The organism is Leuconostoc gasicomitatum LMG 18811 (assembly GCF_000196855.1).
In the GTDB taxonomy this organism is placed as follows: Bacteria; Bacillota; Bacilli; order Lactobacillales; family Lactobacillaceae; genus Leuconostoc; species Leuconostoc gasicomitatum.
In genome coordinates, this window is the sequence record NC_014319.1 from 1,652,610 (window position 1) to 1,677,377 (window position 24,768).

The following is a 24,768-nucleotide window of genomic DNA, read 5'->3' on the forward strand; positions in this document are numbered from 1 at the left end:
CTAATGTTGCTTTAGCGGTATTGTCACGATAAATGATGTTAATTCATCATCTGATGACGCAGATACTGACCCCTGATGTTGCTCAATAATTCCCTTCACAATTGCCAGTCCCAATCCCGTACCACCTGTTTTACTATTACGTGAGCTTTCAACACGATAAAATCGCCCAAAAATATCGACAATGTCTTTATTTGGAATTTTAACACCGTCATTAATAACACGAATTTCAACATCTGTTTTCTTGACTTGTGCAGTCAACTTTATAAAAGTCTCTCTTTTACCATATTTCATTGCATTGGTAATTAAATTCATTAAAACTCTAGCTAATTTATCTGAGTCAGCTTCCAACATAATTATTTCTGGATTCGTAATTTGTGTTAGTTCAATGTGCTTTTCTTGTGCCTCAATTTCATAACTTGCAATTAACTGAGCAAATAAATCACCGAGACTTAATGTTGAGATATTAAGCACTGCATCATGTGCCTGTGTTTGCGAGAAGGCAAATAAATCTTCGACTAAAACCTTCATTTGATTAGATCTATCATATGCTGTATGAATATATTTCGCTTTTTCTGCTGAACTTAATGTATCAGCATTCATTTCAACTAATCCAAGGTAACCAATAATAGCAGTTAAAGGCGTTCTTAGATCATGGGAAATATTAGTAATCATTTCATCTTTTGATCGTTCACTTTCACGTTCTTCTTCACGAATTTGGCGCGTATTTTTAGCAATTTGATTTGACGCGTCAATTAAAGCTTGCGTTTTAGGTGCATATGAAGCATGCCATTCAATCATACTATCAGAATTTTCACGTGCTATACGCTTCATATCATGAATGAAATGGTTTAAACTTTCCGCTTGTCGCCATCGAACATACTGCCAAATGAGAATCGTTGTACTGCCAACGATAAACAGTAGTATCAACAGCCATTGACTCATGATCGGCGTTAATTGGCGATATAATTGTAACTCAGTGATTCCTGCTATGATAGACCAACTAAAAAGCAGTAGTAACAAAAATGTCACTACCGCATAATAAATTTTTGTGCGATTGTGCTTAAGAAACAACGCAAAATTTTTCATTAGTTGACTTCAATCTTGTAACCAACGCCCCAAACAGTTTGAATCACTTGATTACCATTTGTTGCTTCTTCAATTTTATCACGCAAATGAGAAACATGAACCATCACTGTTTTAGCTGATACAACTGATTCTTGCTGCCAAACACGTTCAAAAATATCATCAGCTGAAAAAACACGATTAGGATGAGAAGCCAGTAAGTAAAAAATACCAAATTCTAAAGCTGTTAAATTAACTAAATCGCCATCAGCTGTTTTAACTTCATGGCTATCCTTATTAATAACCAACGAACCGATGTCCAAAACATCTGGCGTCTGATCCTGAACTGAATTTTCTGCACGTCGTAATAGTGACCGAACACGTGCCATCACTTCGAGTGGGTTAAAAGGTTTGGTAACATAATCATCTGCACCAGTTATTAGGCCTTGAATTTTATCCATATCACCAGATTTTGCTGACAACATTAATATCGGGATACGACTATCTTTTCGAACAATTTTAACAACTTCTAAGCCATTCATATTTGGCATCATGACATCCAAAACCATAAGCGCAATATCTGGATTTGTATTTAACTTAGAAATGGCTTCTTTTCCATCACTTGCCATAACAGGCTCATAGCCTTCATTTTTAAGATAAATCTCAAGTAACTCAGCAATTTCAATATCATCGTCGACAACTAAAATTTTCATTTTCAGCTCCTTTTACTTTTTGGCCTGTGCTGCTTCCAAACGTGCTTGTTGTGATAATTGACTAATGGCTAAAAATCCACCTTTCAAACCAGAATATTGGCGATTCCATCGAAACGCACCATAAGCGACAACGGCTAAAATAATATAAGCTACTGGTGGCAAAGTTGGATTAATGACTTTTGGCAATAATCCAAGAACAATGAAACCAATAATCCATGCGGCGATGGCACCAATTAAATATAACCACCGATAATTTTTTTGCTTGGCATTTTTTATTTTCTTTGGGTCAGGTGTTAGTTTCAAAATCACCGCTGTATAAATCGAACCACCAAGAGCTGCAATCAAAAATAGAGAAACAATGCCAGCACCTTGATTATTAGTATTTTTTGAAAAGAATAGAGACAAGCCAAATACGGCACAAAATAACATTAAAATTGCTAATGATGTATCCGCTGCTAAGTTCCAAAATTTATAATCATGCAATTTTTTTGCCAATTTTTTAGGATCTAAAAATTGCTGTACAGCTTGAGTTGGTGTGCCATACAATTGTGCTGCTGTTTGACCCGTTCCTTGAGCTTCAATGAGTTTTTGCTCAACTTCATTTGTGACTTCCATTATTTTATCAGTAGATAATTGACTATTTTGAAGCAATAATTTTTTAAAACGAAAGATAAAATCTTCATTTTTTTTCGTTAATTGCTCTTTTTTTTCTGACATGGTGATCCCTCCAAATTTATGTACACAGAGTCTAAGTCTGCTTAACTATTTTTTAACATATCACTATTTATTTCTAATTAACAAGTAATCTACACATTAAATCTGAATTCAATGATGTCACCGTCATTAACAACATACTCTTTTCCTTCTGAACGCAATTTTCCAGCCTCTTTAACTGCTTTAACGGATCCAAATGTATTCAAATCATCAAAAGCAATCGTTTCCGCACGAATGAACCCACGTTCGAAATCAGAATGAATCACACCAGCTGTTTGTGGCGCTTTCATACCAGATTTAAAGGTCCAAGCACGTGTTTCTTTCCCACCAGCCGTAAAAAAGGTTCTTAAATCAAGTAAATGGTATGCCGCGCGAATTAATTTGTTTAAGCCTGGTTCTGTTACACCAGCCATTTCCAAAAATTCTGCTTTATCTTCTTCTGCCAACTGGGCAATATCTTCCTCAGCACTAGCAGACAAACCAATGACATCTGCTTTTTCAGTTGCAGCAAAAGCCTTTATGTCATTAAAATATCGTGATGATTCAGGATCAGCCATGTCATCTTCTGCCAAATTAGCAACATAAAGCACTGGCTTACTCGTTAACAAAAATAATCCCTTAACTAATTTTTCTTCTTCATCAGTGAAACTAATCGAGCGAACAGATTGGCCTGCTTCTAGTGTCGGTTTTATTTTATCTAATACGAGTAATTCTGCTTTAGCTAACTTATCTGAACCTCTAGCCGCACGTACTACTTTCGCGTATCGTTTATCCACTGTCTCAAGATCAGCTAAGATCAATTCAGTATTAATCGTGTCAATGTCATCTAATGGATCCACAACGCCATTAACATGAATAATATCATCCCCATCAAAAGCACGCACAACATGGATAATAGCGTTTACTTGGCGAATATTTTCCAAAAACTTATTGCCAAGTCCCTCGCCTTGTGAGGCACCTTTTACAATACCAGCAATATCAGTAAATTCAAATGTCGTTGGTATAATTTTGTCTGCAGGCTCTATTTCTTGAATACGTGCTAAACGATCGTCTGGTACCTCCACCATGCCAACGTTAGGTTCAATTGTGGCAAACGGGTAATTAGCCATTTCTGCGCCTGCTTTAGTTATTGCATTAAATAATGTTGACTTGCCAACGTTTGGCAAGCCGACAATTCCAGCTGTAAGTGCCATATTTCAAATTATGTGACAAATGGTTTTCAATTCGAAACTTATTTTTTTACAGAACATTTTATGATCAAAAAGAAGTTTACGACATCAATACGATTTAAATCACGTTTCCTTTCCTAGTTAAAAGAGATTATTCAGCCTCAGCTGATACTAAAATTTTTTTTAATCGTTTATTGAAATCAAAACGTGACATCATAATGCCACGCCCGCACTGCGTGCAAATCAATTTAATATCTGCACCGACACGTGTTACCTGCCATGCATTAGTGCCGCAAGCATGAGGCTTTTTCATCTCTACAATGTCATTTAATTTGTAATTTAATGGTTCTATCATACTAATCAACCTCAATATCAAGCAAATTTAAAATACGACTCAAATCATCATTTGACATATAGTTAATCTCTATTTTACCATTGCCCTTGCTACCAGCATTAACTTTGACTTTTGTGCCAAATTTTTCTTCAAGTTGAGTTGCTACTGACATAGCAAATGGTGAGACTGTTTTAACTGTCTTGTCTGTCGAGCCATCATTCATATTTCTAACCAGTGATTCAACTTGACGGACATTCAAACCTTGCATAACAATCGATTGTGCTATTTTTTCTATTTGTGTTTTATCTTTTAAACCCAATAATGCACGGGCGTGTCCCATTGAAAGATCATCAGTTTCTACTAACGTTTGTACAGTTTGTGGTAGTTTTAAAAGACGCAAGGCATTTGTTACAGTCGTACGATCTTTCCCAATTTTTTCAGCTACTTGTGTTTGTGTCAATTGCAACTGTTTCATTAAGCCATCATAAGCTTGTGCCTCTTCAATGGCATCTAAATCATCACGTTGCAAATTTTCAATTAAAGCAACAGCAGCCATCGTGTCATCATCAACATCTCGTATAATAGCGCTAATGTGTACTAAATCGGCTAACTTTGACGCACGCACGCGACGTTCACCAGCAATGATTTGATATTTTTTGTTGTAACGGCGTACAATGATTGGTGTCAGCACACCATTTTCTTTGATAGACTGTGCTAATTCTTGCAGCTTGTCGTCATTAAAATGATGACGTGGCTGAAATGGATTAACTTCAATATCAGGCAGCTCAATCAGCACAATACTTTCACCGTCTGTCACTTTTTTTGTAACTGATTTTGTATGTGCTAAGGCTTCTTCAGTCACATTATTTGCATTAAACAACCCGCCTAAGCCTTTGCCAAGGCCACCTTTTTTAATTGCCATATTGTTTTAAGACCTCCTGTGCAAGCTCACTATAGACTTTTGACCCAATTGAACGTGGATCAAAATCAATAATTGCCTGTCCGTATGAGGGGGCTTCGCTCAAACGTACAGAACGAGGAATAACGGTCGTGTAAACCTTGTCGCCGAAATAATTACGTACTTCCTCAGAAACTTGTTTGGCCAAATTTGTGCGACCGTCATACATGGTCAGTAAAATACCTGAAATATCTAGATCAGCATTAAACTGTTGACGAACTAGTTCAATCGTATTTAGCAACTGTCCTAGTCCTTCTAACGCATAGAATTCGGTTTGAACAGGAATAAGAATCGCATCAGACGCTGTAAAAGCATTAACAGTCAATAAGCCTAGAGCCGGTGGATTATCTATCAAAATAAAATCGTAATCATCATTGACCTCTGATAACGCTTTTTTTAAGCGATATTCACGTTTTTCTTGACCTGCCAACTCAATTTCTGCCCCGGACAACTGAATTGTAGCCGGTACTAAATCGTAATTATCTGTTGGCACAATAACTTCTCTTATGGGTACAAGATCAACCATAACATCATAGCTATCACGCGCCAATTCAGACTTATCGACACCAGAGCCACTTGTAGCATTTCCTTGCGCGTCTATATCTACCAGTAACACACGTTTACCAGCTTGTGCCAATGCTGCACCTAAGTTAACGCTTGTCGTTGTTTTTCCGACGCCACCTTTTTGGTTGGCTAATGCAATTATTTGTGCCATGTGATTTTGACGTCCTTTCTATCAACATGTTCACTCATCATGTACATGTTTGTTATCCGATTGGTTTTTTACTAGGCGTTCCAGCCTGTCTCGGATATTGTTTTGGTGTTTTTTTATTTTTATTTACAATTTGAATATACCGCACATCACCATTAGGCAACGAAAATTCAAATTCATCGTGCAACACCCCGCCTAGTGTGGCTAAGGCCTGTTTCCCATCTGCTAATTCTTGCTGTGCAGCGGCACCCTTCATAACGATAAACTTGCCACCTTTTTTAACAAACGGTAATGTATACTCAGCTAATACACTTGTCCGGGCTACAGCACGTGCCGTAGCATAATCAAATGCTTCACGATACCTTAAGTTTTGACCAATGTCTTCAGCACGGCCATGAATGATTTCAACACCAGATAAATCAAGGGTAGTCACTACTTCTTGTAAAAAATTGATGCGCTTTTGAAGTGAATCAACCATTGTTATCTTTAACTGTGGGAAAACAATTTTTAGTGGTAAGGACGGAAAACCTGCGCCTGTTCCAATATCAATTAGCGTTTTTTCAGCTGTCTGAAGATCTTGTTCATAAAATGAAACCGTTAGTGAATCATAAAAATGTTTCAAATAAACATCATTTTTTTCGGTAATAGCCGTTAAATTAACATGTTCATTAGTGGCGATTAACATGTCAAAATAATCTTCAAACTGCTGAATTTGATGTTTTGTTAAAGTAATACCAGCGTTTTTAACTGCTAAAATAAACTCTTCGACTGTCAATTTTTTTGCTCCGTTTCAAGTTTGTTCAGCACAAAAAGCGCCAATTACAACTAATACTAGAATACCTGAAAAAAGCCTAATTTTCAAGCTTCAACGCTTTAATTATATCATTATTTGTTTTGATAATTATTCTAAAAACATAGTCTGGGTGTCATTTCCCCCTTAAGGCTATTTTTTTCACGTTATTGTCAAAATTAGTCAGTACTTAATTTAAAATTTCAAATTCAGACATTTAAATATCCCTAATTGTTTAGAAACATATATATTGATTTTTAACATTTGTGGTTATATAATGTAACTAATCTAGGAAAGGGGGTCATAACTTTTGAATTATTCTATTGAATCAAATTCGATCGTTTTGGCCGCTTAACGGAAAAGCGGTCATTGCGATTGCATCGGCCACGATACAAATCGTATCGTGGTTTTTCATATTTGATTTTTAACAACAAGTGGTTCATAAAACAACATGTCACTTAATTTACTATTGTTTATATATAACGAAATATTGCCACCTGATATTTTTATGCCCCTACTATTATTAAACAGTTTATTTTAAACCCATTTATCTCTCATCAAAAAATAATATACCTTTTTAAATATTACACTGATTATTTTTTGATAAGACTGTTCCATAGCTATTTCATTCTCAATCAACTGAACCACGTATTATAATTTATTTTACAAACACTCATTTTTTATTTTTAGATAACTAATATATATGCGAATATTGAATTATGTGTTATATTATATATCTAACTAAAATTTTATCATTGAAGGTAGATAATTATCATGAACGGATTAGAATATAATATTATTTCAGAATGGCGTCGTGAAGTATACGGCCAAACTACTGGTGATATAGAACTTACACATGTTCCTAAACGTGTACAACAGTTATGGGATGATTTCCAGACCGCTCATCAATTGGATAATGACATGAAAATCCAAGAATTTGATCGTATTTTAACCGATTTCCAAGCCCACGGTTGGTTAGCTTAATTAACCTACTATTTTAAAAAATACACTTACAAAGTAGGCGTGTTTTTCTTACAACTAATTGATAGACGTTAATCAGTTAGTTGTGCACTTATTTACCTTCGACCATTTTTTAATATATCATTATTTCTAATCAATAAAAAACACTGTGAATTCAGTTCTTAAACTGAGTTCACAGTGTTTTTAAATTAATGCCGTCGGTGGGAGTCGAACCCACACGGTGTTGCCACCACTGGATTTTGAGTCCAGCGCGTCTGCCAATTCCGCCACAACGGCAAATAATCACCTGTTGCTTTATTATTTTAAACAACTACATAAGAATACCAAAAATATGAAACAGCGTCAACCTTTTTATTTTCTAATTGTCTTCGTGTTGAAAAGCGTGTGCCACATGCTTTAATGCGTTATCTAATAATATCAAGATATGAGAGTCACTTAAACAATACAAAATTTCACGTCCTCTTCTGGTCGTCTGAACAAGTTTTGCCTCACGTAATACTTTTAATTGATGTGAAACGGCAGATTGTTCCATGCCTAAACGCAAAATGATTTCCGATACAGTATAAGGGCGATCTCGTAATAATTCGAGAATTATTAAACGCTGTTTATTACCTAACACTTTAAAAATTTGTTCTAATTCAATGATTATTTCTTTTTTCATAGCTCTATTATAACAGTTAGAGAACTGAATATAGCGTATCCATTTTCAAATCGTTATTTGTTATATTTTATACTAATTTAATCTTTGAGGGTTATATTAATGACAACAATAAAACAAGTCATCTCAAACAACGACAAGTTTTAGAAAGGCAGGTACTAATCTATGATTCTTATTTGCAGATGAAGCAGTTCTGCACACGAAACCCAATGGGTAACATTTCTCTTTTTAAATATTTAAAACTCCCTCCTAAACTCTCACTAAAAATACCCTGATGGTTCAATATAACCATCAGGGTTTCGTGTTTTCATATAAAAAAGTCGTCAACAGACGACTTTTAATAAATTACCAATATATTATTTACTGCTACGAGCAACCATCGATGAAATCTTAGCATGACGTGCAATATATGCTGCTTGTGATCCCAATGAATCCCAGAAACCATCACGTGAATGTGCGCCAACAATGATTAAATCAGCATCAACTTTTGGGACAACTTCTTGTAATAATGCTTCACCCGCCTTGGCACCATCAGCAAAAATTGTTGTAACATTTGTAATACCTTTTGACTCTGCGTAAGCCTTGTATTTAGCCAGATTGGCTTCAACTTCAGCACGCTTTTCTTTAATAACATCTAAATGTAAGGCATCAATTGTAGATAAATCTCCCATTTCCAAAACAGAAGCAATGATTAGCTTTGCATCGTCTTCATGTGCTTGATGTATCGCGTTTGCCAAAGCAAAGTATCCTTGTTGCGATTCGTCCACACCAACAACAATATTCTTAAATTGCATTGGTTCAATGTTTAAATTCAATTCACTCATGATTAATCTCCTTTAATAAAATATGTTATGCACCTGTTAATTGTTGATAAATGCTCAAAAGGTTTAACGCAGTCAAAATAATAAACGAAATCCAGCCAAGTGCTGCTACCCATTTTGGATTAGCAAATTCACCCATAATCTTTTTAGAAGACGTGAAGTAGACCAAAGGTGCCATACTAAATGGTAATGCTATAGCTAAAAACACTTGAGAACTGACCATCAAATCATCTAGCTTCGCCTCAGCTCCACCATACATTAACGTAATTATGATAACTGGCGCCAATGCTATACCTCGCGTAATAACACGACGAAGCCACATTGGGATACGTAAATGTAAGAAACCTTCCATGACAATTTCACCAGTTAATGTACCAGTAATAGTTGAATTTTGACCAGATGCTAACAATGCAACGGCAAACAATGTTGAAAGAACTGGTGACGCAACTGCTCCAGCAATATCACTATTTCCCAAAGCACGGTACATATCTCCAAAAGCACCAACAGAATCAGCATGTCCAAAGAACAATGCTGCACCCAAAATTAACAATAATGAATTAATAACAAATGCCAATGTTAATTGAATGTTTGAATCCCATGTCATAAAACGTACAGCTTCTTTAATGGCTGCTTTATCTTGACGATCGACTTTACGCGTTTGAGAAATCGATGAATGTAGATACAAGTTATGGGGCATAACCGTAGCACCAATAATTCCAAGTGTTAACGTCAATTGTGAAGATGATCCACCAACTGGTGTATGCGGATTCAATGTTTGTAATTGTGGTAAGTACCCACCAAACATCGAAACTAGTTCAGGCTTTGATAGAACTACTAGGTAAGCAAAGATAACCAGAATTGTAATGATTAATGTCATCACAATCGCTTCAATCTTACGGAATCCGAACTTCATTAATAATAGTAATAGAATAACATCAAAAGCAGTTGTCAAAACTGATGCAATCATTGACCAGCCAAACAACAAATGCAAAGCAATGGCTCCACCAATAACTTCAGCAATATCAGTGGCAATCAAAGCTAATTCTGTCATGATCCACAATACAAATCCACTAACTTTATTAGTTCGATCACGGGTGGCTTGAGCTAAATCTTCTTGCTTAACAATACCCAATTTCCCAGCCATATATTGTAGTAACATAGCCATCAAACTTGAGATAAGCACGATTGATAAAAGTACATATCTATATTGTGCACCACCAGCTACAGATGTCACCCAGTTACCTGGATCCATATACCCAACAGCAACTAAAGCGCCAGGGCCCGAAAAAGCCAATAATTTACGCCAGAAAGAGCCATCCTTTGGCGTTTCAATTGAGCTGTTAACATCGCTCAAACTTAAAGTATCACTCGCATCTTGAACAATGTGATGATCTTGTGTTTTTTTAGAATTATCCATTCTAAGTCTCCTTTAGATTTCTCCTCAAGACAAAAACAAACGAATTTTGACTAAAATACGCATTTAAATATCACTTTTAAGCTACTTAACGGTGAGCTAAACACGTATTAAAGTGCTAAATAATTTTCATAAAGAATTTCATTCAACTTAGTTGTTGAAAGCTTATGAAAGGTATCTAACTCGGCTATCTCTGCCCTAATACATAATACATATTACACTTTTAAAAAAATTCGTCAACAACAAATATGTTAGTCAATCGTTATTTTATTATAATGATTGCTCTTTTTATTATTAAATGGCAAAAAAAATTGTTTTATCAGTGTTTGTAAGCCCTTTCATGAAAATATTACATTTTCATTACATGTTAAATTAAATTACATGGTTGTGAGGAAATAGATGTTTCAATTTGAATGGTAACATGGTTGATATTAAAATTTTGACGTAATACTTGTGATACATCATCAAGTATTTTTTGTGTTTCAACACCCTCTATAACAGATAAATGAACCGTTAAAGCTGCTTCTGTCGTTGACAGTGGCCAAATATGTAAATCATGCAATTGCACAATATTTTTATTAGTGTTTAAATACTCTAAAATACCATCCGCATCAACTTTATCTGGTACACCATTAATTGCCAAATTAAATGTCGATGCCATAACTGACCAAGAGGTAACGATAATAATAACCCCAATAATCATGGAAATAATTGCATCAATCATTGGCCATTTAGTGAGCTGAATTAATAGACCACCGGCAATAACACCAACAGACACTCCTGCATCTGCTAATAAATGAATATATGCTGTTTTAGAATTAAGATCTTGTTCATGATGATGACCATGTTCATCTGGTGCCCCACTTGCTTTAAAAAGCATAGCAGTAAAAAAATTAATTCCGATACCAATAGCAGCAACAATCATCACAGTCTTACCATTTGTAGCTACTGTTGGCGGATCAATTAAGTCAGAAATACCTTCATAAAAAATAATAAGCACGGCGCCTATCAATAGAAATGTGTTAAAAAGGCTAGCTAGTATTGATAAGTTATGCCAACCGTAAGTATGTTTTTTGGTGGCTTTTAGACCAAATACAACAACAGCTAACCAAGCAATAACAAGTGCTAATACATCACTCAAATTATGAAATGCATCAGCAAATAAAGCTGTCGAATGCGCCAACTGCGAAAATAACAACTCCGTCAGCACAAAAATTAAGTTTAAAGAGATACCAATAATATATGGTGTTTGTTTCATTTTCATTTGCGTCATAATATTCCTCACAATATTTTATAGCTATATTTAATATACCACTTTTAAATGAAATATGTTTCATATATAAATATAAATAAAAAATCATCATACATTTGACGATTTTTTTGTTTTTATTTTACTCACTTTTCAGCAATTTAATCCAAATTCCATTTGATCAATATCATAGTATGTATACTCTCAGAACTTTTTTATGCAAGTACTGTTGGTTGCTACACGTAAGCAATATTTTCTGTTTTTGCTTAATGTTTTAGCATTCAAAAACGTTGCATTTAAAATCCACAATCAAAATAAGTGCATCATAATTTTAAAATTAAAAAAAACCAGCGCAAGCTGGTTAAATTTTTAACTCATCGAAAAAATCTGTCGCATCCCCAATAATTTGATCAACATTAAAAGATGTCTCTATGTGCTCAAGATTAATTGACATTATCGTTGCCTTTGTATTGGCATAATTTAATAGTCCTGCAAATGGATAAACACGAAAACTTGTGCCGACAACAACAATTAAATCTGCTGATTGAACCCACATTACGGATTTATCAACATCAAATGGCATTTCTTCATAAAAAGTTATGTTTGGACGTAAGACAGCACCGTCTAAACGTGTCATTGACTTTAAGTATGCCATCACATCCGTTTTTTCACCATCAATTGGTGCATAGATATCATATAAAGAACCATGAAAACGTACTAAATTATCTGGTTTGCTGTTAGCTTTAACATGTAAGTCATCCACGTTTTGTGTAATAATCTTAGCTTTGTTATGCTGAGTTAATTCAGCCATTTTATCATGAATGATATTAGGCTTTGCCATCGGAAAATACATATTATCAATCATAAATTGATACTGCTTTTCTGGTTCGTTACGAAAAGCTGTTTTAGATAATAAATATTCTGGTCGTAAGTCGACACCATTATAAATACCATTCTTAGATCGATAATCCGGAATACCTGAGGCGGTTGATACACCTGCACCCGTCATAAAAACAATCTGTTTTGCTGAATCAAAGCGTTCTTGGATTTTTGGTGTGACTAACATATTTTCCTTCTAATCTATTTTCTATTAATATATGGCAATGCTAATTGTTTAAACAGATCACCAACTTTCATCTTATAAAGTGCCTTAAAAAAATCTGCTGAATCTTGATTATCTGGTTTTGTAATCACAAAACTATTTTGAGAATCTACTTGATTTAAACCAACATAAGCTGTTTTTTTCGTTTGAAAATCAGTCATCTCAGAATGGAAAATTGTAAATACTTGACTCACTGGCAACTCTAATTGGCGCTGTGATAGTACGCTTGTTACTGTCACATACTCTTTTGCATTAACTGTAGGTTTCCCCCATTCCGTCAACGTGTTATCAACACTAGCAAACAGCTGTGTGATTTGTCGACGAATATGACGAGATTGCTTGAGATCAGCTGTTAGAATTGGTAACACAAGTTTTGTTGCTGCTGTGTAAGCTAAGGGGTACATGTCGGCTAGTTCAGAGAAATCTGCCCCACTCGCATCAGCAAATACTAGCGCATCTAATAACGTCAATAAACGCCAAAGGCTCTCATCGTCTAACTCGCCATTTTCAACCGTTAATTCTGACTGTACGCCCGCTAAATAGGATACTGCCGTTTCAGTAGTTAAAACGCCTTGCTTTTTAAGTTCACGATATGTAATTGTATGAACAACAGTACGGTGCATACGCGTTGCAATTTGAATTAATTGTTGATCAAGTGTGTCATCTTGAAAAGTTAGCGCAAAAAATATTTGCGGTATCACACCATTTAAAGTGAGTAACATTTTCAATAACTCATTACCAAATAAAAAATCAGATTGTGTGCCTTCTGCTAATTCTATTAATAATCTGTCACCTAATATTTCTTGGCTCACACGATCAATATGTAACTCGTCTGTTTTTTCACCGGACACACGTGTCATGACTTTCCCTGGATATATTTCATTCACTGCATTTAATAATGTTTCAATTTTAGGACTCATCTTCTCATCTCCATTAATATTTCAGTGGCTCTGGCTGCATCTACTTGTGGCAACGAAGTTAATTTTGACACTAGTATTGGCACTTCTTGTGGCAACGCACCTACCTGTACAGCCAGTGCTCGATATTGCATTCGCATATGACCTCGTTGTATACCGCCGTCTGCAATGGCTTTTAAAGCCGCAAGATTCTGTGCTAACCCAACGGCTAAAATAATACCGCGTAATTCATCTGCTGATTTTGTATGAATAATGTCAAGTACGTTTTTTGCCTGATTCATGGCTGTTATCACGCCACCGACTGTACCCACTGATATTGGCAGCGTCAATTCACCATGTAATTGTTCATCGACAATTGTCCAATGTGTTAGTGATCGATAATGCCCATCTTGACTAGCATAAGCATGTCCACTGGCCTCTACAGCACGCCAATCATTGCCAGTTGCCAATACAACGGCACCTATTCCGTTAAATAATCCTTTATTCTCAGTCACCGCACGATATGAATCATTCTTAGAAAATCGATTCAATGCCACAATTTTTTCAGCTATGTCTCGACCACCTATTGCTTCGAAAGTAACATTCCCGATGACTGTTACCAATTGTGCCATCGCATAATTAGTGAGAATTGCGCCTAGAATATGTTTGTCAAATTCTGAAAACAAACTGACTTCTGCTTCTAGTATTGTATTAACAATGTTTGCACCCATAGCATCTTTTGTATCAATTTTGAAATCAACACTCATTTCATCATCAGAAATTTGGCGTGTGTTAACTGTCACTAAACCACCACCACGCTTATAAATAGAGGGTTTCGCACGTTTAGCTATGTCGAATATTTCTTCTTGATGTGTTGTCACAAACTGATGAAGTGTATGAAAATTAACACCATAAAATAATATTTGCCCAATCATTGCCGTACGTTCTGGTAGCTTGACAGCAACACCACCACCACTATTTAAAAGTTTAGCCCCATTATTTGCTGCTGCAATGACACTTGGTTCTTCGATTGCCATAGGTACATTAACTAGATGTGTATCAATGATAATATCTTTTAACAAACCCATAGGCACACGAAAATCACTCATATAATTTTCAACAATTTGTGCGTTATTGTCACTTTGATTAGCTTGTAACTCTGCTTTCACATGCTCATTTAAATTCAAAAAAGCCAAACGTTCATTCGGCGTCAATTCATAATATTTTTTAGCCATTATTTTTTATTGTTTCGGCAATTAAGCCTTCACGTACGCCACTTTCTGAAAAAATCACTCTTGGTGCATTAATAGTATACATCAAATTCAATAATGGTAACAAACCGCTAACAATAATATCAGCCCTTGCGATTTCCAGACCCGCAATATGCTCCCGTTGAGATCTTGTCATGTATCGAATTTCTTCAAAAATGGTTGTTACTTGCTCAACTGTCATACTAAATCCATGAAAATTATTCACCGACATGGTACCTAGGGCAATGCGCCCCATACGGGCTAACGAACGATTGGCTCCGCCTAATAAAATTACCGGTTTCTGCTGATTGTTAGATAACCACGGCAATGTTTTATATTGTTTTAAGATGCTATCACAAGCTAATTGAATGTCAGACTGATTAATATCATTTGCTAAATTAAATTGTTCCGACAAAGAAACTGCACCAAAAGGCAAACTCACATCAGCTATATTTTTACCATCTGTCACAGCAATTATTTCTACTGATGCGCCTCCGGTATCTAATATAACAGCTTCATCAACTGTTAAGGTAGACATCACGCCCAGATAATCATAATGCGCCTCCTCTTCGCCAGTTAACACTTGAAATTCAATACCCGTTTCCAATTTTACACGTGCCAAAAATTCGGCCTGATTCACAGCCATTCTGACCGCGGCCGTTGTAATTGCTCGCACTTCTGGTTTAAAGCTAGCATACTTCGTTTGAAAATATTTCAATGCCGAAATTGTGCGAGCAATAGGTAATTCTTTTAAAATGAGATCATGTCCCATATTTTGCGCAATACGTGTATCCTGTTTTTCACGGATTAATTCCGTGTATGTGCCGTCATCATGTAGTTCTTCAACTACCATACGAGCTGAATTACTCCCAAGATCGACAATTGCTAAATAGCTCATATTGGCATCCTAGATCTTATTTATTACTTACTAGTATATCAAAAAAGACGTCAACACGGGGATTTAAACATGTTACAATATGATTATGAAAATAATTTATATTGGCCTCGGCATCATTAGCTTTGCAATTGGCACCATTGCAATTTGGATCCCAGGTTTACCGACCACAGGTTTTTATGTTTTAACTGCCATTTTATGGTCCAAATCTTCACCACGTTTGGAAACTTGGTTGCACAATAACCGTTACTATATTAAGTATGTCGATGAAGCTGTTTTTGGCCGTAAATTACCCTTAAAGGGTCGCATTATTATTTATCTCATTACTGCTTCGATGATGGCTATCCCATTTTTTACTACTGATATGTTATGGTTAAAATTTGTTCTGCCACTTACCTCACTCACACAAATAACTTCTATGGAAAGTTATTACCGTGGTTACTTGTGGCGCAAGGGGATTCCTTTTACACAAAACATGAAACGAGCGTACTCAGAAAAATGAGTACGCTCGCTTTTTCAATATTTATAATGACATGTCGTGATTTTCTACGAAATGTGCACCTATTAACCTACTAGCAGCAAATATTAACAAACCAACTAGTATACTTGACACTGTCACGTCACTCAACCAATGTGCACCTATTCTCACACGACTCATAGCCGTCAAAATACCCATTGCTAAGCCAAAAATGACCATTTTTCGTTGCATAGATATATTATCACGTGGTACAAAAAAAGCTAAATATAAGAATAACCAACCTGACATCGTATGACCTGAAGGAAAAGAGTTATGCCCATTTATACCATTCATATGATACCAAGGTGTAAACTCGCTCATTGTTTGCCCTGAAACTGTTGTCATTTCATAAGGTCTAAACCGACCCCACAAGGTCTTCATATCCCCTATCATTGTTTGCGCAATAAAGACTACTGCAATACCAACTACTGCAACAATGATAAGATATTTCAGATCGACATCTGATTTTTTATTTAACCAATTAGCAAATAACCACGATAAAATAAGCCATGAGATAATTGCGAGTGACCAACGTAATATTTCCGGATAATTTTGAACAGCTGCTGTATTATTTGCTACGCCCATGGGAACACCATGAGCTATATTATTTAACATTGAAAATGTATAACTTAACGCATCTTGTAACAATGCTAGTAGTTGGTTTAATGCTAGTAGCAGCATGCCCCCAGTCATAATGTATTTAATCAAATGTTCATTCAATCGACGCCAAATATACCAGGCAATAACTTCTGCCGATACAAACGTCACAACTTGTGCACCCTGATCAGCGTAATTCTGAAAAATATTACCAAAAATTGAATTTTGATTCATGACTGCTTGCGTAACATTTCTATCAAAAAATGTTGCAATCACTAATGACAGTATTCCTATTCCTAATAAGGTTAGGACAACTTGTTTTTCACGATCAGTTGTCCTAAAATCATTGTTCTCATTTTCAATCCCAATGTTATATTTTTTTTGGCGAACCTCGTTGTTTGTTAATTGCATAATCACTGCACCATTTCCCTTCCAATAATACCATTTTATCGATAAAATATTTAAATTGTGTCAATATGTTATCTAGATCACGTAAAAAAAATCGATTACCTTGTAATCGATTTTTTAATCTATCAAAACTTATTTTTGTGAATCTAGTGTCTCATTAATTGTATTCAAATTTGTTTCGGCTACGCCATAAGATAGCGGTGGCACTGTACTACCAAATTGTGTGCCTGTCTTTTTTTCAGGCAAGGATAACGACTGACGTAATTTATTTGTTACACGCTGCTTTTCTGACTCTGGTACCATTTGATAACTGACACCATCATACATATCACCGACACCATGTAAGTAGTCAGAAACTTGATTTTTTGTGGCAGGCATATACTTCTTTACAGCATTCAACATTTCATTATAGTTCATATCTGTCTCAACATTTTTTGAGATAGAAGCCATAAACTTTGAATTGAACAACGTTGAAGGGCTAGCAGACTTTTTTAGCATCGCTTTCAAGACTAATCTTTGACGTAACTGTCGACCATAATCACCCTGTGGATCATCATATCGCATACGTGAAAATGACAATGCTGCATTACCATTCATAGTTGCAAAGGATTTGAAATTTTTGCCATCTTTTGCATATTGAAATTGTTCCTGTCCCTTAACAAATTTATAAGTTTCCGGCGTTGTGTCCGCTTCCGGTGTATAGGTGAAAGTCAATGGTGATGCGACTTTTACCCCACCTACTTGATCTATCATTTTTTCTAATCCACCCATATTAGCTAAAACGTAAAAATCAATTGGCACATTAAGATAATTCTGCAGCGTCATCATTGCTGATCCCACACCAGCAATCGGAAAAGCAGCATTTAACTTTTGCGGAAACGTATTCTCTGCACCAGAAATAGCCATCATGATATCGCGTGGTATGGACATCATCGTTGTTGTTTTAGTTTTCGGGTTAATAGTGACTATCATCATCGAATCTGTTAGTCCAGTGCGATCTCGTTGCAATGCACCAGTATCCGTCCCTAAAACCAGAACTGAAAACGGCTTGCCATCTTTCATAACTTGTTTAACATCACGTGCTTTAGTAATATTTGCGCTTCGTTGCATGCTATCCACTGATTTATGAATATTATGCAACGCTCTTGCAAATACAATGCCACCAACAACAAAAATTATAAGAATAATCATCAGTATCCAACGCCAAATTTTCTTGCGTTTACGTGGTGGCTTCGGTGGTTTTGGACCTCGTGATGGTTCTTTATTTCTATCATTTTGTTCACGTCGCGCAGCGCGACTAAAATTTTGATTATCCATAGTTCCCCCAGTCAATAATAAGTATTATACCATTAAAAATTGAGTGGTTCGCCACATATTAACAAAAATTTATCACATCTCAACAAATTATTGTCTACCTGTTATTTTTTTCAAAAGTCGATAAATTTTATACTTAATTGGTTGAACAGGCAATACAAAACTACCCACTAGTTGCCGTGCTTCGCCATCAAAAGCTGTTTTAAAGCCTAACACCCCATCTGATCCATCAAATCTACCAGATATACCGTAAAAATTATACTTTTTTATGCCATTAGCAACTGCTCTTTGAATTAATTTATCCTGAATTTGATAAGGACCATAATAGTCTTTATATGCTTCATAAGTGCCAGAATACAAATATGTCATCTCTTGTGGTTGCTGAATAAATAATGCCCCAGCCACTACAACCAATGATTTACCAGCCGCCTGCATTTGCTGAGTTGCCTTTTCAACGCGTTTGATATGATGCTGCTTCTGATCATCAAACTCGTTATATTGCCTTTTAAATTTATCTTGAGTTGGATACTTATCAATTTTCATCTGTAATTTATCTAACTTTTGATTTAAAATAATAATTTTTTGATTTTCCTCAGCAATATAGGTTTCAAAGTTCAATTCTGCAAAAATAAATGTTGCATCATCAGCGTATGTATCATAAACCATTTCATAAAAAGATAGATCTTTGTCATGATATTGTAGCCGATCAGCCGTTTTCTGCGTTAATAATTTAAATTCTGGTAAATCTTCACGTGATAATTCACGTAGTTTAATGCCAAATTGTTGATTTTTTTTGAGATAATACTGCACATTTTTACCATAAGACTTGCTAATTGTCTTACTGTCAGACAAATGAGACAAGTCTTTAACATATTCCCAAGTCGGTGAGCCAGTTGTCGACATACCAAATTCAAATGGTTGATGTTCAAAACCTCGTTGAGACATTAATTTTAAAAACGTGTCGTTTGGCGTTTCAATTAAATTGCCTTTATTATCAGTCTTTGCATATGTGACATTAGGCTCCCATTGTATATAGAGTATGCCAATTTTTTTTGCAAACTGACGTGCTTCACGGACAAAGAAAACCAATAAACTTGTATCATTAAAATCTAATAATGGCCCACGATCAAATAAAAAAACTGATCCAAACCGTGTTGATTCAGTCATTACCAATGCGGCAGCAACTACTCGACCATCGTTTTTGACACCTAATAAACGTGGTTTATGGCCACGTTGGATAAGCAATTTGTATTGTGCAATTGATTGTGTATATGTTCCTAAAGGGTGCTGACTCTCAAACTCAGTATATTCATTTGGTGATAATTCAGTAAAATCTAACGTCATAACATTATTATCCTCTATTACTATTATACAAAATAAAAAACGCCTTGCGGGCGTTTGAGAGATTATTAGTATTGTCCGACGTTTGATTCAGCAACAATTGTGTCGCCAACGATACCAAATCCTACAGAAGTTGCGCGTGCGTTAGCAACCCACATCCGGTGACCAGGTGTACCAGTAGTTATCATGTTAGTTTCGTTATACCATGCATCAATAACTTTCCCAATTTCCCACTGAGATGCAACTACTTCACCATTAGTAGCAAAATGATTAGTTGGTAAACCACCATTGGCTACAGCATTTTGGGCACGTGATTGGGCACGCGCTGACAAACCAGCATCCAATGATACAGGTGCTAATCCTAATGAAGCGCGCTTTGCGTTCAAAGAGTTCACCAATGTCTGTGCAGCTGAATCTGCTGCTGGTGCAACAGGTGCTGGTGTTGGTGCAACAGGTGCTGGTGTTGGTGCAACAGGTGCTGGTGTTGGTGCAACAGGTGCTGGTGTTGGTGCAACAGGTGCTGGTGTTGATGCAGCAGGTGCTGGTGTTGATGCAGCAGGTGCTGGTGTTGATGCAGCAGGTGCTGGTGTTGATGCAGCAGGTGCTGGTGTTGATGCAGCAGGTGCTGGTGTTGATGCAGCAGGTGCTGGTGTTGATGCAGCAGGTGCTGGTGTTGATGCAGCAGGTGCTGGTGTTGATGCAGCAGGTGCTGGTGTTGATGCAGCAGGTGCTGGTGTTGCATTAGCTGCAAAATTTAGCACTTGACCAACTGAAATATAATTAATATTTTGGATACTGTTTGCAGTTGCTAATTCGGCAACTGATACACCATTGTTAGCAGCAATGCGATATAATGTATCGCCAGCCTTAACAGCATATGTTCCAGCTGCTGACTTCTTAGAAGTTGTAGCCTCTTGTGATGGTGCCTTAGTTGATACTTGTGTGTTTAATTGTTGTCCAATAAAAATTAAATTAGTATTTTCAATTCCATTTTTTTGAGCCAATTCAGCAACTGTTGTACCATGTTCGGCAGCAAGCTTAGTTAGTGTATCTCCAGCTTTAACATTAATTGTGTCAGCCGATACAGAGGTAACGCCGGCAACGGCAAGAGCGCCGGCAGCAACAGCAGATTTGATAATAGTTGATGACTTCATAGTAGGTATGTTCTCCTTAAAAGTTAATGGCTTCTTAGTTAGTTTTTAAAATTTAGTGTCATGTGAGTTTACCTCAACAGTGATAAGTATATCAAAATAGCATAACATACATGTTTTATAATTTTTTCACTTTGTTATCAAAGTATTATTTGTATTACAAAAAAGCATTTTTAGCACGCTTTATTACTAAACGACTTCAAAATCATTTCATTTATATTTCAAAGAACACTGCCAGAAAAATCTGGATACCAATTATTGTTTAATACTTGCACATTAACCACTGAACCTTTTTCAGCCACTGAAATAAAGTGACCCCCACCGATATAAATACCAACACTATAAGGATGATCCCGTTTTCCCCAAAACAATAAATCTCCTGGACGTGAATTTTCTATCTTTTTTAAATCAGATAGTTCTTGTACAAGAGTATTAAGCGCTGGAGACCACTGACTACTTTTAGCGTTTATTCCTATTTTAGATGTGTTCATAACGAACGCAACAAACGCACCTGAAGAATGATAAGATTTCCCCAACTGCGTTAGTGCGACGTCAAGCCATTTGCCTGCCATAGAATGTTCTGATTAAAATTGACCAGCATCTGATTCGCCGACAATAATGCCGCCAACGATACCAAAGCCTACAGATGAGGCGCGTGCGTTAGCAACCCACATACGGTGACCAGGTTGACCATTTGGCGTACTCATATTTGTTTCATTAAACCAAGCATCAATAACAGAACCACTTGAGAAACCGTTAGCAACTACCTCACCGTTAGTTGAAAAGTGGTTCGTTGGGATACCACCATTAGCTGCAGCATTCTCAGCACGTTCTTGTGCACGTGCTGACAAACTAGCATTTAATGTTACAGGTGCCAAACCTAACGATGCACGCTTTGCGTTCAAAGAATTTACCAATGCTTGAGCATCTGACGAAGCAGCTGGTGCCGCCTGTGGTGCAGTATTTGTTGACACTTGAGTCACTTGTTCTGTAGCAGCTGGCGCAGTTGCTTGTACTTGTGGTGTTTGTGCTACAGTAGTAGTATTACCACCATTAGCTTTATACGTATTGTATTCATCCATTGACATGAAATTATCTTTATTCGTATCAGCAGCAGCAATGTATGACAATTTTTCGGTCGTTGTTTCTGGTGTAATAGCTTGTTGTTCTGTTGCAGTAACTGTTGGTACAGTATTCTGAGACACTGCTTGTTTTAATGCTAATACTTGGCCTGCTAGTACAAAATCGTGATTTGACAAATCATTTATGCTAGACAAGGTTTCAATATTAATACCAGTTTGTTGTGCCACCTTTGATAGCGTGTCACCAGTTTGAACAGTATATGTCGTGCCATCTGCAGAAACTGCTGAAGATGCTGGTGTAGATACTGTCAACTTTTGACCTGCTATAATCAAATTTTGGTCAGTAATATTATTTGCTTTTGCTAGATCTTCTGTTGATGTATTATTTGCGTGAGCAATACCACTCAAAGTATCACCCGTTTGCACTTCAACTGTATCAGCAGATGCAACGGCATGTCCACCAACTAAGGTAGCAACACCTGCAGCTGTTGCTAATAATGTCTTCTTTAAATTACTTGTCATTGATATAAGCTCCAAATGTTTAAATTTTATTATGATTATTAATTTTTAGACCTGTTGTTATACAAATCTTAATAACATTCTCTAGTATATCTACCTTTTATAACATCAGCGTTGTTTCAATTTGTCAATTTTATAACAATGTTTCATTTATATTACGCAAACAGAAATACACGCTATTCATCTATCTCATTGGGAATTTAACGTGCGCTTATTATTTTTTACCAATAAAAAAGATAGAATTCATCAAACAAAAATGACTGATTCTACCTTTTTTTTAAACTTATGTTTTGTTAATGCATTTAACTTATTCTTTAAAATTCAAACAGTATGCTACCGTAAGTAAATCCTGCACCAAAACCTGTCAATAGTACTCTTTTACCCTTTAGATTAACTGATTGTCTGAGTTCGTCAAAACCAATAGCTATGCCAGCAGAAGAAGTATTACCGTTACGAATGACGTTTGTTGAAAATTTATCGATTGGTTCATTTAATGCGTTTGCAATATATTCAATCAGCCTGAGATTGGCTTGATGTGGTATAAAATAATCTACGTCACTAGGTTTTAAAGATTTATTTTCTAAAAAACTGTAAATGTGCTGTGGAATTAACTCTGTCACTTCGTTAAAAACGTCGCGTCCAATTTGCGAAAAAGCATCTATCTTAGGATAATTATCTGGTGACAGCTGCGTTAAAGGTGCAATACGACCCGAATGCACAACATCTGCATTTCCAATTGTATGCATCTCCTCTCCAGCAACTATGCCATCGCCATGCTCATCTGCCGTCATTACTACAGCTCCCGCCCCATCACCAAAAAAAACGGTGCTTGTACGGTCTGAGAAATCCATCATCTTTGAATTAACCTCAGCAGCGATTACAAGTGCATTTTTGTAAGTCCCTGAGCGAATAAATTTATCTGCCGTACTCAAACCAAACACAAAACCAGCGCAGGCAGTCACAATATCATAAGCCCAAGCATTTTTTGCTGCTAAATTGCGCTGTACTAGTGCTGCAGTCGATGGTGCTAATCCATCGGGTGTAAATGTTGTTACAATAATTAGATCGATGTCTTCTGGCTTCATATGAGCTTGCGCTAATGCTAATTTAGCAGCTTGCGTTGCTAAATCACTCGTATTTTCACCTTGTAATGATATATGTCTTGTTTTAATACCTGTATGTGATTGTATCCATTCATCATTGGTATCTATTATTTGTGCCAAATCATCATTGGTCACTATGTCATTTGGTACATAATGCGCGCTCGCCAGTATTTTACTTCCGGGCATATATTTCCCCCTCTAACCGTGTTAACTGACGCTCATGTATAGCACATTGGAAATAATGGTCGATACATGTTAATCCTTATTTGTCTTGTTTTTTAATCCGACGACATAGTTACTCTTATATTATTGTAGCTGATTTTAGACATTACGCAAGTTCTTTGACGTATCTTGCCAAAGCAACGTTTGCGCCACGGTATCAATATCATGCCACATGAATGTGTCATATACACTCATTGCGAACAAATCATTACTTTTAAATTCTGCGTATAATACTTTTCCAACTGGCAATATACCTAATAAATCACGCCAAAGATCAAGTAATATCGCCATATCATCCCCAAATGTCCAGCCAAGTTTAAAGTCATTCTCATTTTCAAAAATTAGAATGACCGCGACAATGTGTTGCTGTGATAATCTTACAATGCTATGTTTCAAATCAAAATGGTGATTATCAAATAGCCAATCTTGATAGTTTATATTCTTGGAAGCCGGATTAGTACGATGGATGCGTTCATAATGATCGCGCAGCAGTATTAATAACTCTTGCTTTAGATCTGGCTCTAATTCATCAACCGTAACAACTGGTTCACCAGCATAATCTCGTACATTCAATTTAGCAAAATGAGTCGTATATATCAGATTAAATCCTCTATCTTCTAAAAAACCTAGAGAAACACGATCATATACTTGTGCGACAAGGCCTTTATGTTTTGCCTGAGCTTTTTCTTGTAATGTCCAGATTGTGTCCACATCCATATCTGGCACTTGCGTTAAATTAAAATTGTTTGGATGGTTTTCATTAATATTATAAAATTCAGTCATCATAATTTAAATA

General features: G+C 36.2%; 26 protein-coding genes and 1 tRNA gene. 2 read left to right on the forward strand and 25 right to left on the reverse strand.

Annotated elements, in window-relative coordinates:
• The 8 genes from LEGAS_RS08075 to rsmG all read right to left on the reverse strand — a co-directional run bounded on the left by LEGAS_RS08075 (position 1) and on the right by rsmG (position 6,437).
• Positions 1 to 1,086, reverse strand: a complete 1,086-nt coding sequence (locus LEGAS_RS08075; protein ID WP_013231948.1) for a sensor histidine kinase — start codon at positions 1,084 to 1,086, stop codon at positions 1 to 3.
• The gene (locus tag LEGAS_RS08080; protein WP_010389551.1) at positions 1,086 to 1,775 is read right to left on the reverse strand and encodes a response regulator transcription factor; all 690 of its coding nucleotides are present in this window, start codon (positions 1,773 to 1,775) and stop codon (positions 1,086 to 1,088) included. Before LEGAS_RS08080 ends, LEGAS_RS08075 begins: the two co-directional genes overlap by 1 nt.
• Positions 1,776 to 1,787: 12 nt before the next feature.
• Positions 1,788 to 2,492, reverse strand: coding sequence for a DUF1129 domain-containing protein (locus LEGAS_RS08085; protein WP_013231949.1), 705 nt, complete (start codon positions 2,490 to 2,492; stop codon positions 1,788 to 1,790).
• 89 nt (positions 2,493 to 2,581) lie between these two features.
• The gene (gene ychF / locus LEGAS_RS08090) at positions 2,582 to 3,682 is read right to left on the reverse strand and encodes a redox-regulated ATPase YchF (protein ID WP_010389552.1); all 1,101 of its coding nucleotides are present in this window, start codon (positions 3,680 to 3,682) and stop codon (positions 2,582 to 2,584) included.
• Between the two features lie 127 nt (positions 3,683 to 3,809).
• Positions 3,810 to 4,013, reverse strand: coding sequence for a DUF951 domain-containing protein (locus LEGAS_RS08095; RefSeq protein WP_013231950.1), 204 nt, complete (start codon positions 4,011 to 4,013; stop codon positions 3,810 to 3,812).
• 1 nt (position 4,014) lies between these two features.
• Positions 4,015 to 4,914 (reverse strand): ParB/RepB/Spo0J family partition protein, encoded by a 900-nt coding sequence (locus LEGAS_RS08100; protein ID WP_013231951.1) that lies wholly within the window; start codon positions 4,912 to 4,914, stop codon positions 4,015 to 4,017.
• Positions 4,904 to 5,665 (reverse strand): ParA family protein, encoded by a 762-nt coding sequence (locus tag LEGAS_RS08105; protein WP_010389555.1) that lies wholly within the window; start codon positions 5,663 to 5,665, stop codon positions 4,904 to 4,906. Before LEGAS_RS08105 ends, LEGAS_RS08100 begins: the two co-directional genes overlap by 11 nt.
• Before the next feature lie 52 nt (positions 5,666 to 5,717).
• Positions 5,718 to 6,437: a 16S rRNA (guanine(527)-N(7))-methyltransferase RsmG gene (gene rsmG / locus LEGAS_RS08110; protein ID WP_013231952.1), complete on the reverse strand. Its 720-nt coding sequence runs from the start codon at positions 6,435 to 6,437 to the stop codon at positions 5,718 to 5,720.
• Between the two features lie 789 nt (positions 6,438 to 7,226).
• Here rsmG and LEGAS_RS08115 point away from each other — a divergent pair.
• Positions 7,227 to 7,436: a hypothetical protein gene (locus LEGAS_RS08115; protein WP_010389557.1), complete on the forward strand. Its 210-nt coding sequence runs from the start codon at positions 7,227 to 7,229 to the stop codon at positions 7,434 to 7,436.
• A 189-nt stretch (positions 7,437 to 7,625) separates the two neighbouring features.
• Here LEGAS_RS08115 and LEGAS_RS08120 read toward each other — a convergent pair.
• The 9 genes from LEGAS_RS08120 to LEGAS_RS08160 form a co-directional block, all read right to left on the reverse strand.
• Positions 7,626 to 7,709, reverse strand: a tRNA-Leu gene (locus tag LEGAS_RS08120).
• A gap of 82 nt (positions 7,710 to 7,791) precedes the next feature.
• The gene (locus LEGAS_RS08125; RefSeq protein ID WP_010389558.1) at positions 7,792 to 8,094 is read right to left on the reverse strand and encodes an ArsR/SmtB family transcription factor; all 303 of its coding nucleotides are present in this window, start codon (positions 8,092 to 8,094) and stop codon (positions 7,792 to 7,794) included.
• A 353-nt stretch (positions 8,095 to 8,447) separates the two neighbouring features.
• Positions 8,448 to 8,915: a universal stress protein gene (locus tag LEGAS_RS08130; RefSeq protein ID WP_013231953.1), complete on the reverse strand. Its 468-nt coding sequence runs from the start codon at positions 8,913 to 8,915 to the stop codon at positions 8,448 to 8,450.
• 25 nt (positions 8,916 to 8,940) lie between these two features.
• Complete coding sequence (locus LEGAS_RS08135; RefSeq protein ID WP_010388729.1) at positions 8,941 to 10,329, reverse strand: Nramp family divalent metal transporter; 1,389 nt, start codon at positions 10,327 to 10,329, stop codon at positions 8,941 to 8,943.
• A gap of 364 nt (positions 10,330 to 10,693) precedes the next feature.
• Entirely contained in the window at positions 10,694 to 11,599 is a 906-nt protein-coding gene (locus LEGAS_RS08140) for a cation diffusion facilitator family transporter (protein ID WP_013231954.1), read from the reverse strand.
• Positions 11,600 to 11,936: 337 nt separating this feature from the next.
• Positions 11,937 to 12,641 carry an NAD-dependent protein deacylase gene (locus LEGAS_RS08145; protein ID WP_010388731.1) on the reverse strand — a complete coding sequence of 235 codons (705 nt, stop codon included), beginning with the start codon at positions 12,639 to 12,641 and terminating at the stop codon, positions 11,937 to 11,939.
• A 14-nt stretch (positions 12,642 to 12,655) separates the two neighbouring features.
• Positions 12,656 to 13,597, reverse strand: a complete 942-nt coding sequence (locus tag LEGAS_RS08150; RefSeq protein WP_013231955.1) for a patatin-like phospholipase domain-containing protein — start codon at positions 13,595 to 13,597, stop codon at positions 12,656 to 12,658.
• Complete coding sequence (locus LEGAS_RS08155; protein ID WP_010388738.1) at positions 13,594 to 14,808, reverse strand: hydroxymethylglutaryl-CoA reductase, degradative; 1,215 nt, start codon at positions 14,806 to 14,808, stop codon at positions 13,594 to 13,596. Before LEGAS_RS08155 ends, LEGAS_RS08150 begins: the two co-directional genes overlap by 4 nt.
• Positions 14,801 to 15,721, reverse strand: a complete 921-nt coding sequence (locus LEGAS_RS08160) for a Ppx/GppA phosphatase family protein (RefSeq protein WP_010388740.1) — start codon at positions 15,719 to 15,721, stop codon at positions 14,801 to 14,803. The genes LEGAS_RS08155 and LEGAS_RS08160 overlap by 8 nt, the downstream gene beginning before the upstream one ends.
• Before the next feature lie 85 nt (positions 15,722 to 15,806).
• Here LEGAS_RS08160 and LEGAS_RS08165 point away from each other — a divergent pair, with 85 nt between their 5' ends.
• Complete coding sequence (locus tag LEGAS_RS08165; protein ID WP_013231956.1) at positions 15,807 to 16,220, forward strand: YbaN family protein; 414 nt, start codon at positions 15,807 to 15,809, stop codon at positions 16,218 to 16,220.
• 21 nt (positions 16,221 to 16,241) lie between these two features.
• Here LEGAS_RS08165 and LEGAS_RS08170 read toward each other — a convergent pair whose 3' ends face one another.
• The 8 genes from LEGAS_RS08170 to LEGAS_RS08205 form a co-directional block, all read right to left on the reverse strand.
• Positions 16,242 to 17,243 carry a phosphatase PAP2 family protein gene (locus LEGAS_RS08170; protein WP_010388743.1) on the reverse strand — a complete coding sequence of 334 codons (1,002 nt, stop codon included), beginning with the start codon at positions 17,241 to 17,243 and terminating at the stop codon, positions 16,242 to 16,244.
• Between the two features lie 129 nt (positions 17,244 to 17,372).
• Positions 17,373 to 18,557 (reverse strand): LCP family glycopolymer transferase, encoded by a 1,185-nt coding sequence (locus tag LEGAS_RS08175; protein WP_010388745.1) that lies wholly within the window; start codon positions 18,555 to 18,557, stop codon positions 17,373 to 17,375.
• Positions 18,558 to 18,644: 87 nt separating this feature from the next.
• Complete coding sequence (locus LEGAS_RS08180) at positions 18,645 to 19,898, reverse strand: peptidoglycan bridge formation glycyltransferase FemA/FemB family protein (RefSeq protein WP_013231957.1); 1,254 nt, start codon at positions 19,896 to 19,898, stop codon at positions 18,645 to 18,647.
• A 65-nt stretch (positions 19,899 to 19,963) separates the two neighbouring features.
• A complete protein-coding gene (locus LEGAS_RS08185) occupies positions 19,964 to 21,049 on the reverse strand; it encodes a LysM peptidoglycan-binding domain-containing protein (RefSeq protein WP_041771784.1) in 1,086 nt (361 codons plus the stop codon).
• A 218-nt stretch (positions 21,050 to 21,267) separates the two neighbouring features.
• Entirely contained in the window at positions 21,268 to 21,618 is a 351-nt protein-coding gene (locus tag LEGAS_RS08190) for an NlpC/P60 family protein (RefSeq protein WP_010388840.1), read from the reverse strand.
• Between the two features lie 12 nt (positions 21,619 to 21,630).
• Positions 21,631 to 22,650, reverse strand: coding sequence for a LysM peptidoglycan-binding domain-containing protein (locus LEGAS_RS08195; RefSeq protein ID WP_013231962.1), 1,020 nt, complete (start codon positions 22,648 to 22,650; stop codon positions 21,631 to 21,633).
• A 311-nt stretch (positions 22,651 to 22,961) separates the two neighbouring features.
• Positions 22,962 to 23,936: a beta-ketoacyl-ACP synthase III gene (locus LEGAS_RS08200; RefSeq protein ID WP_013231963.1), complete on the reverse strand. Its 975-nt coding sequence runs from the start codon at positions 23,934 to 23,936 to the stop codon at positions 22,962 to 22,964.
• Positions 23,937 to 24,071: 135 nt separating this feature from the next.
• A complete protein-coding gene (locus LEGAS_RS08205; RefSeq protein ID WP_010386365.1) occupies positions 24,072 to 24,758 on the reverse strand; it encodes a hypothetical protein in 687 nt (228 codons plus the stop codon).
• Positions 24,759 to 24,768 lie beyond the last annotated feature (10 nt).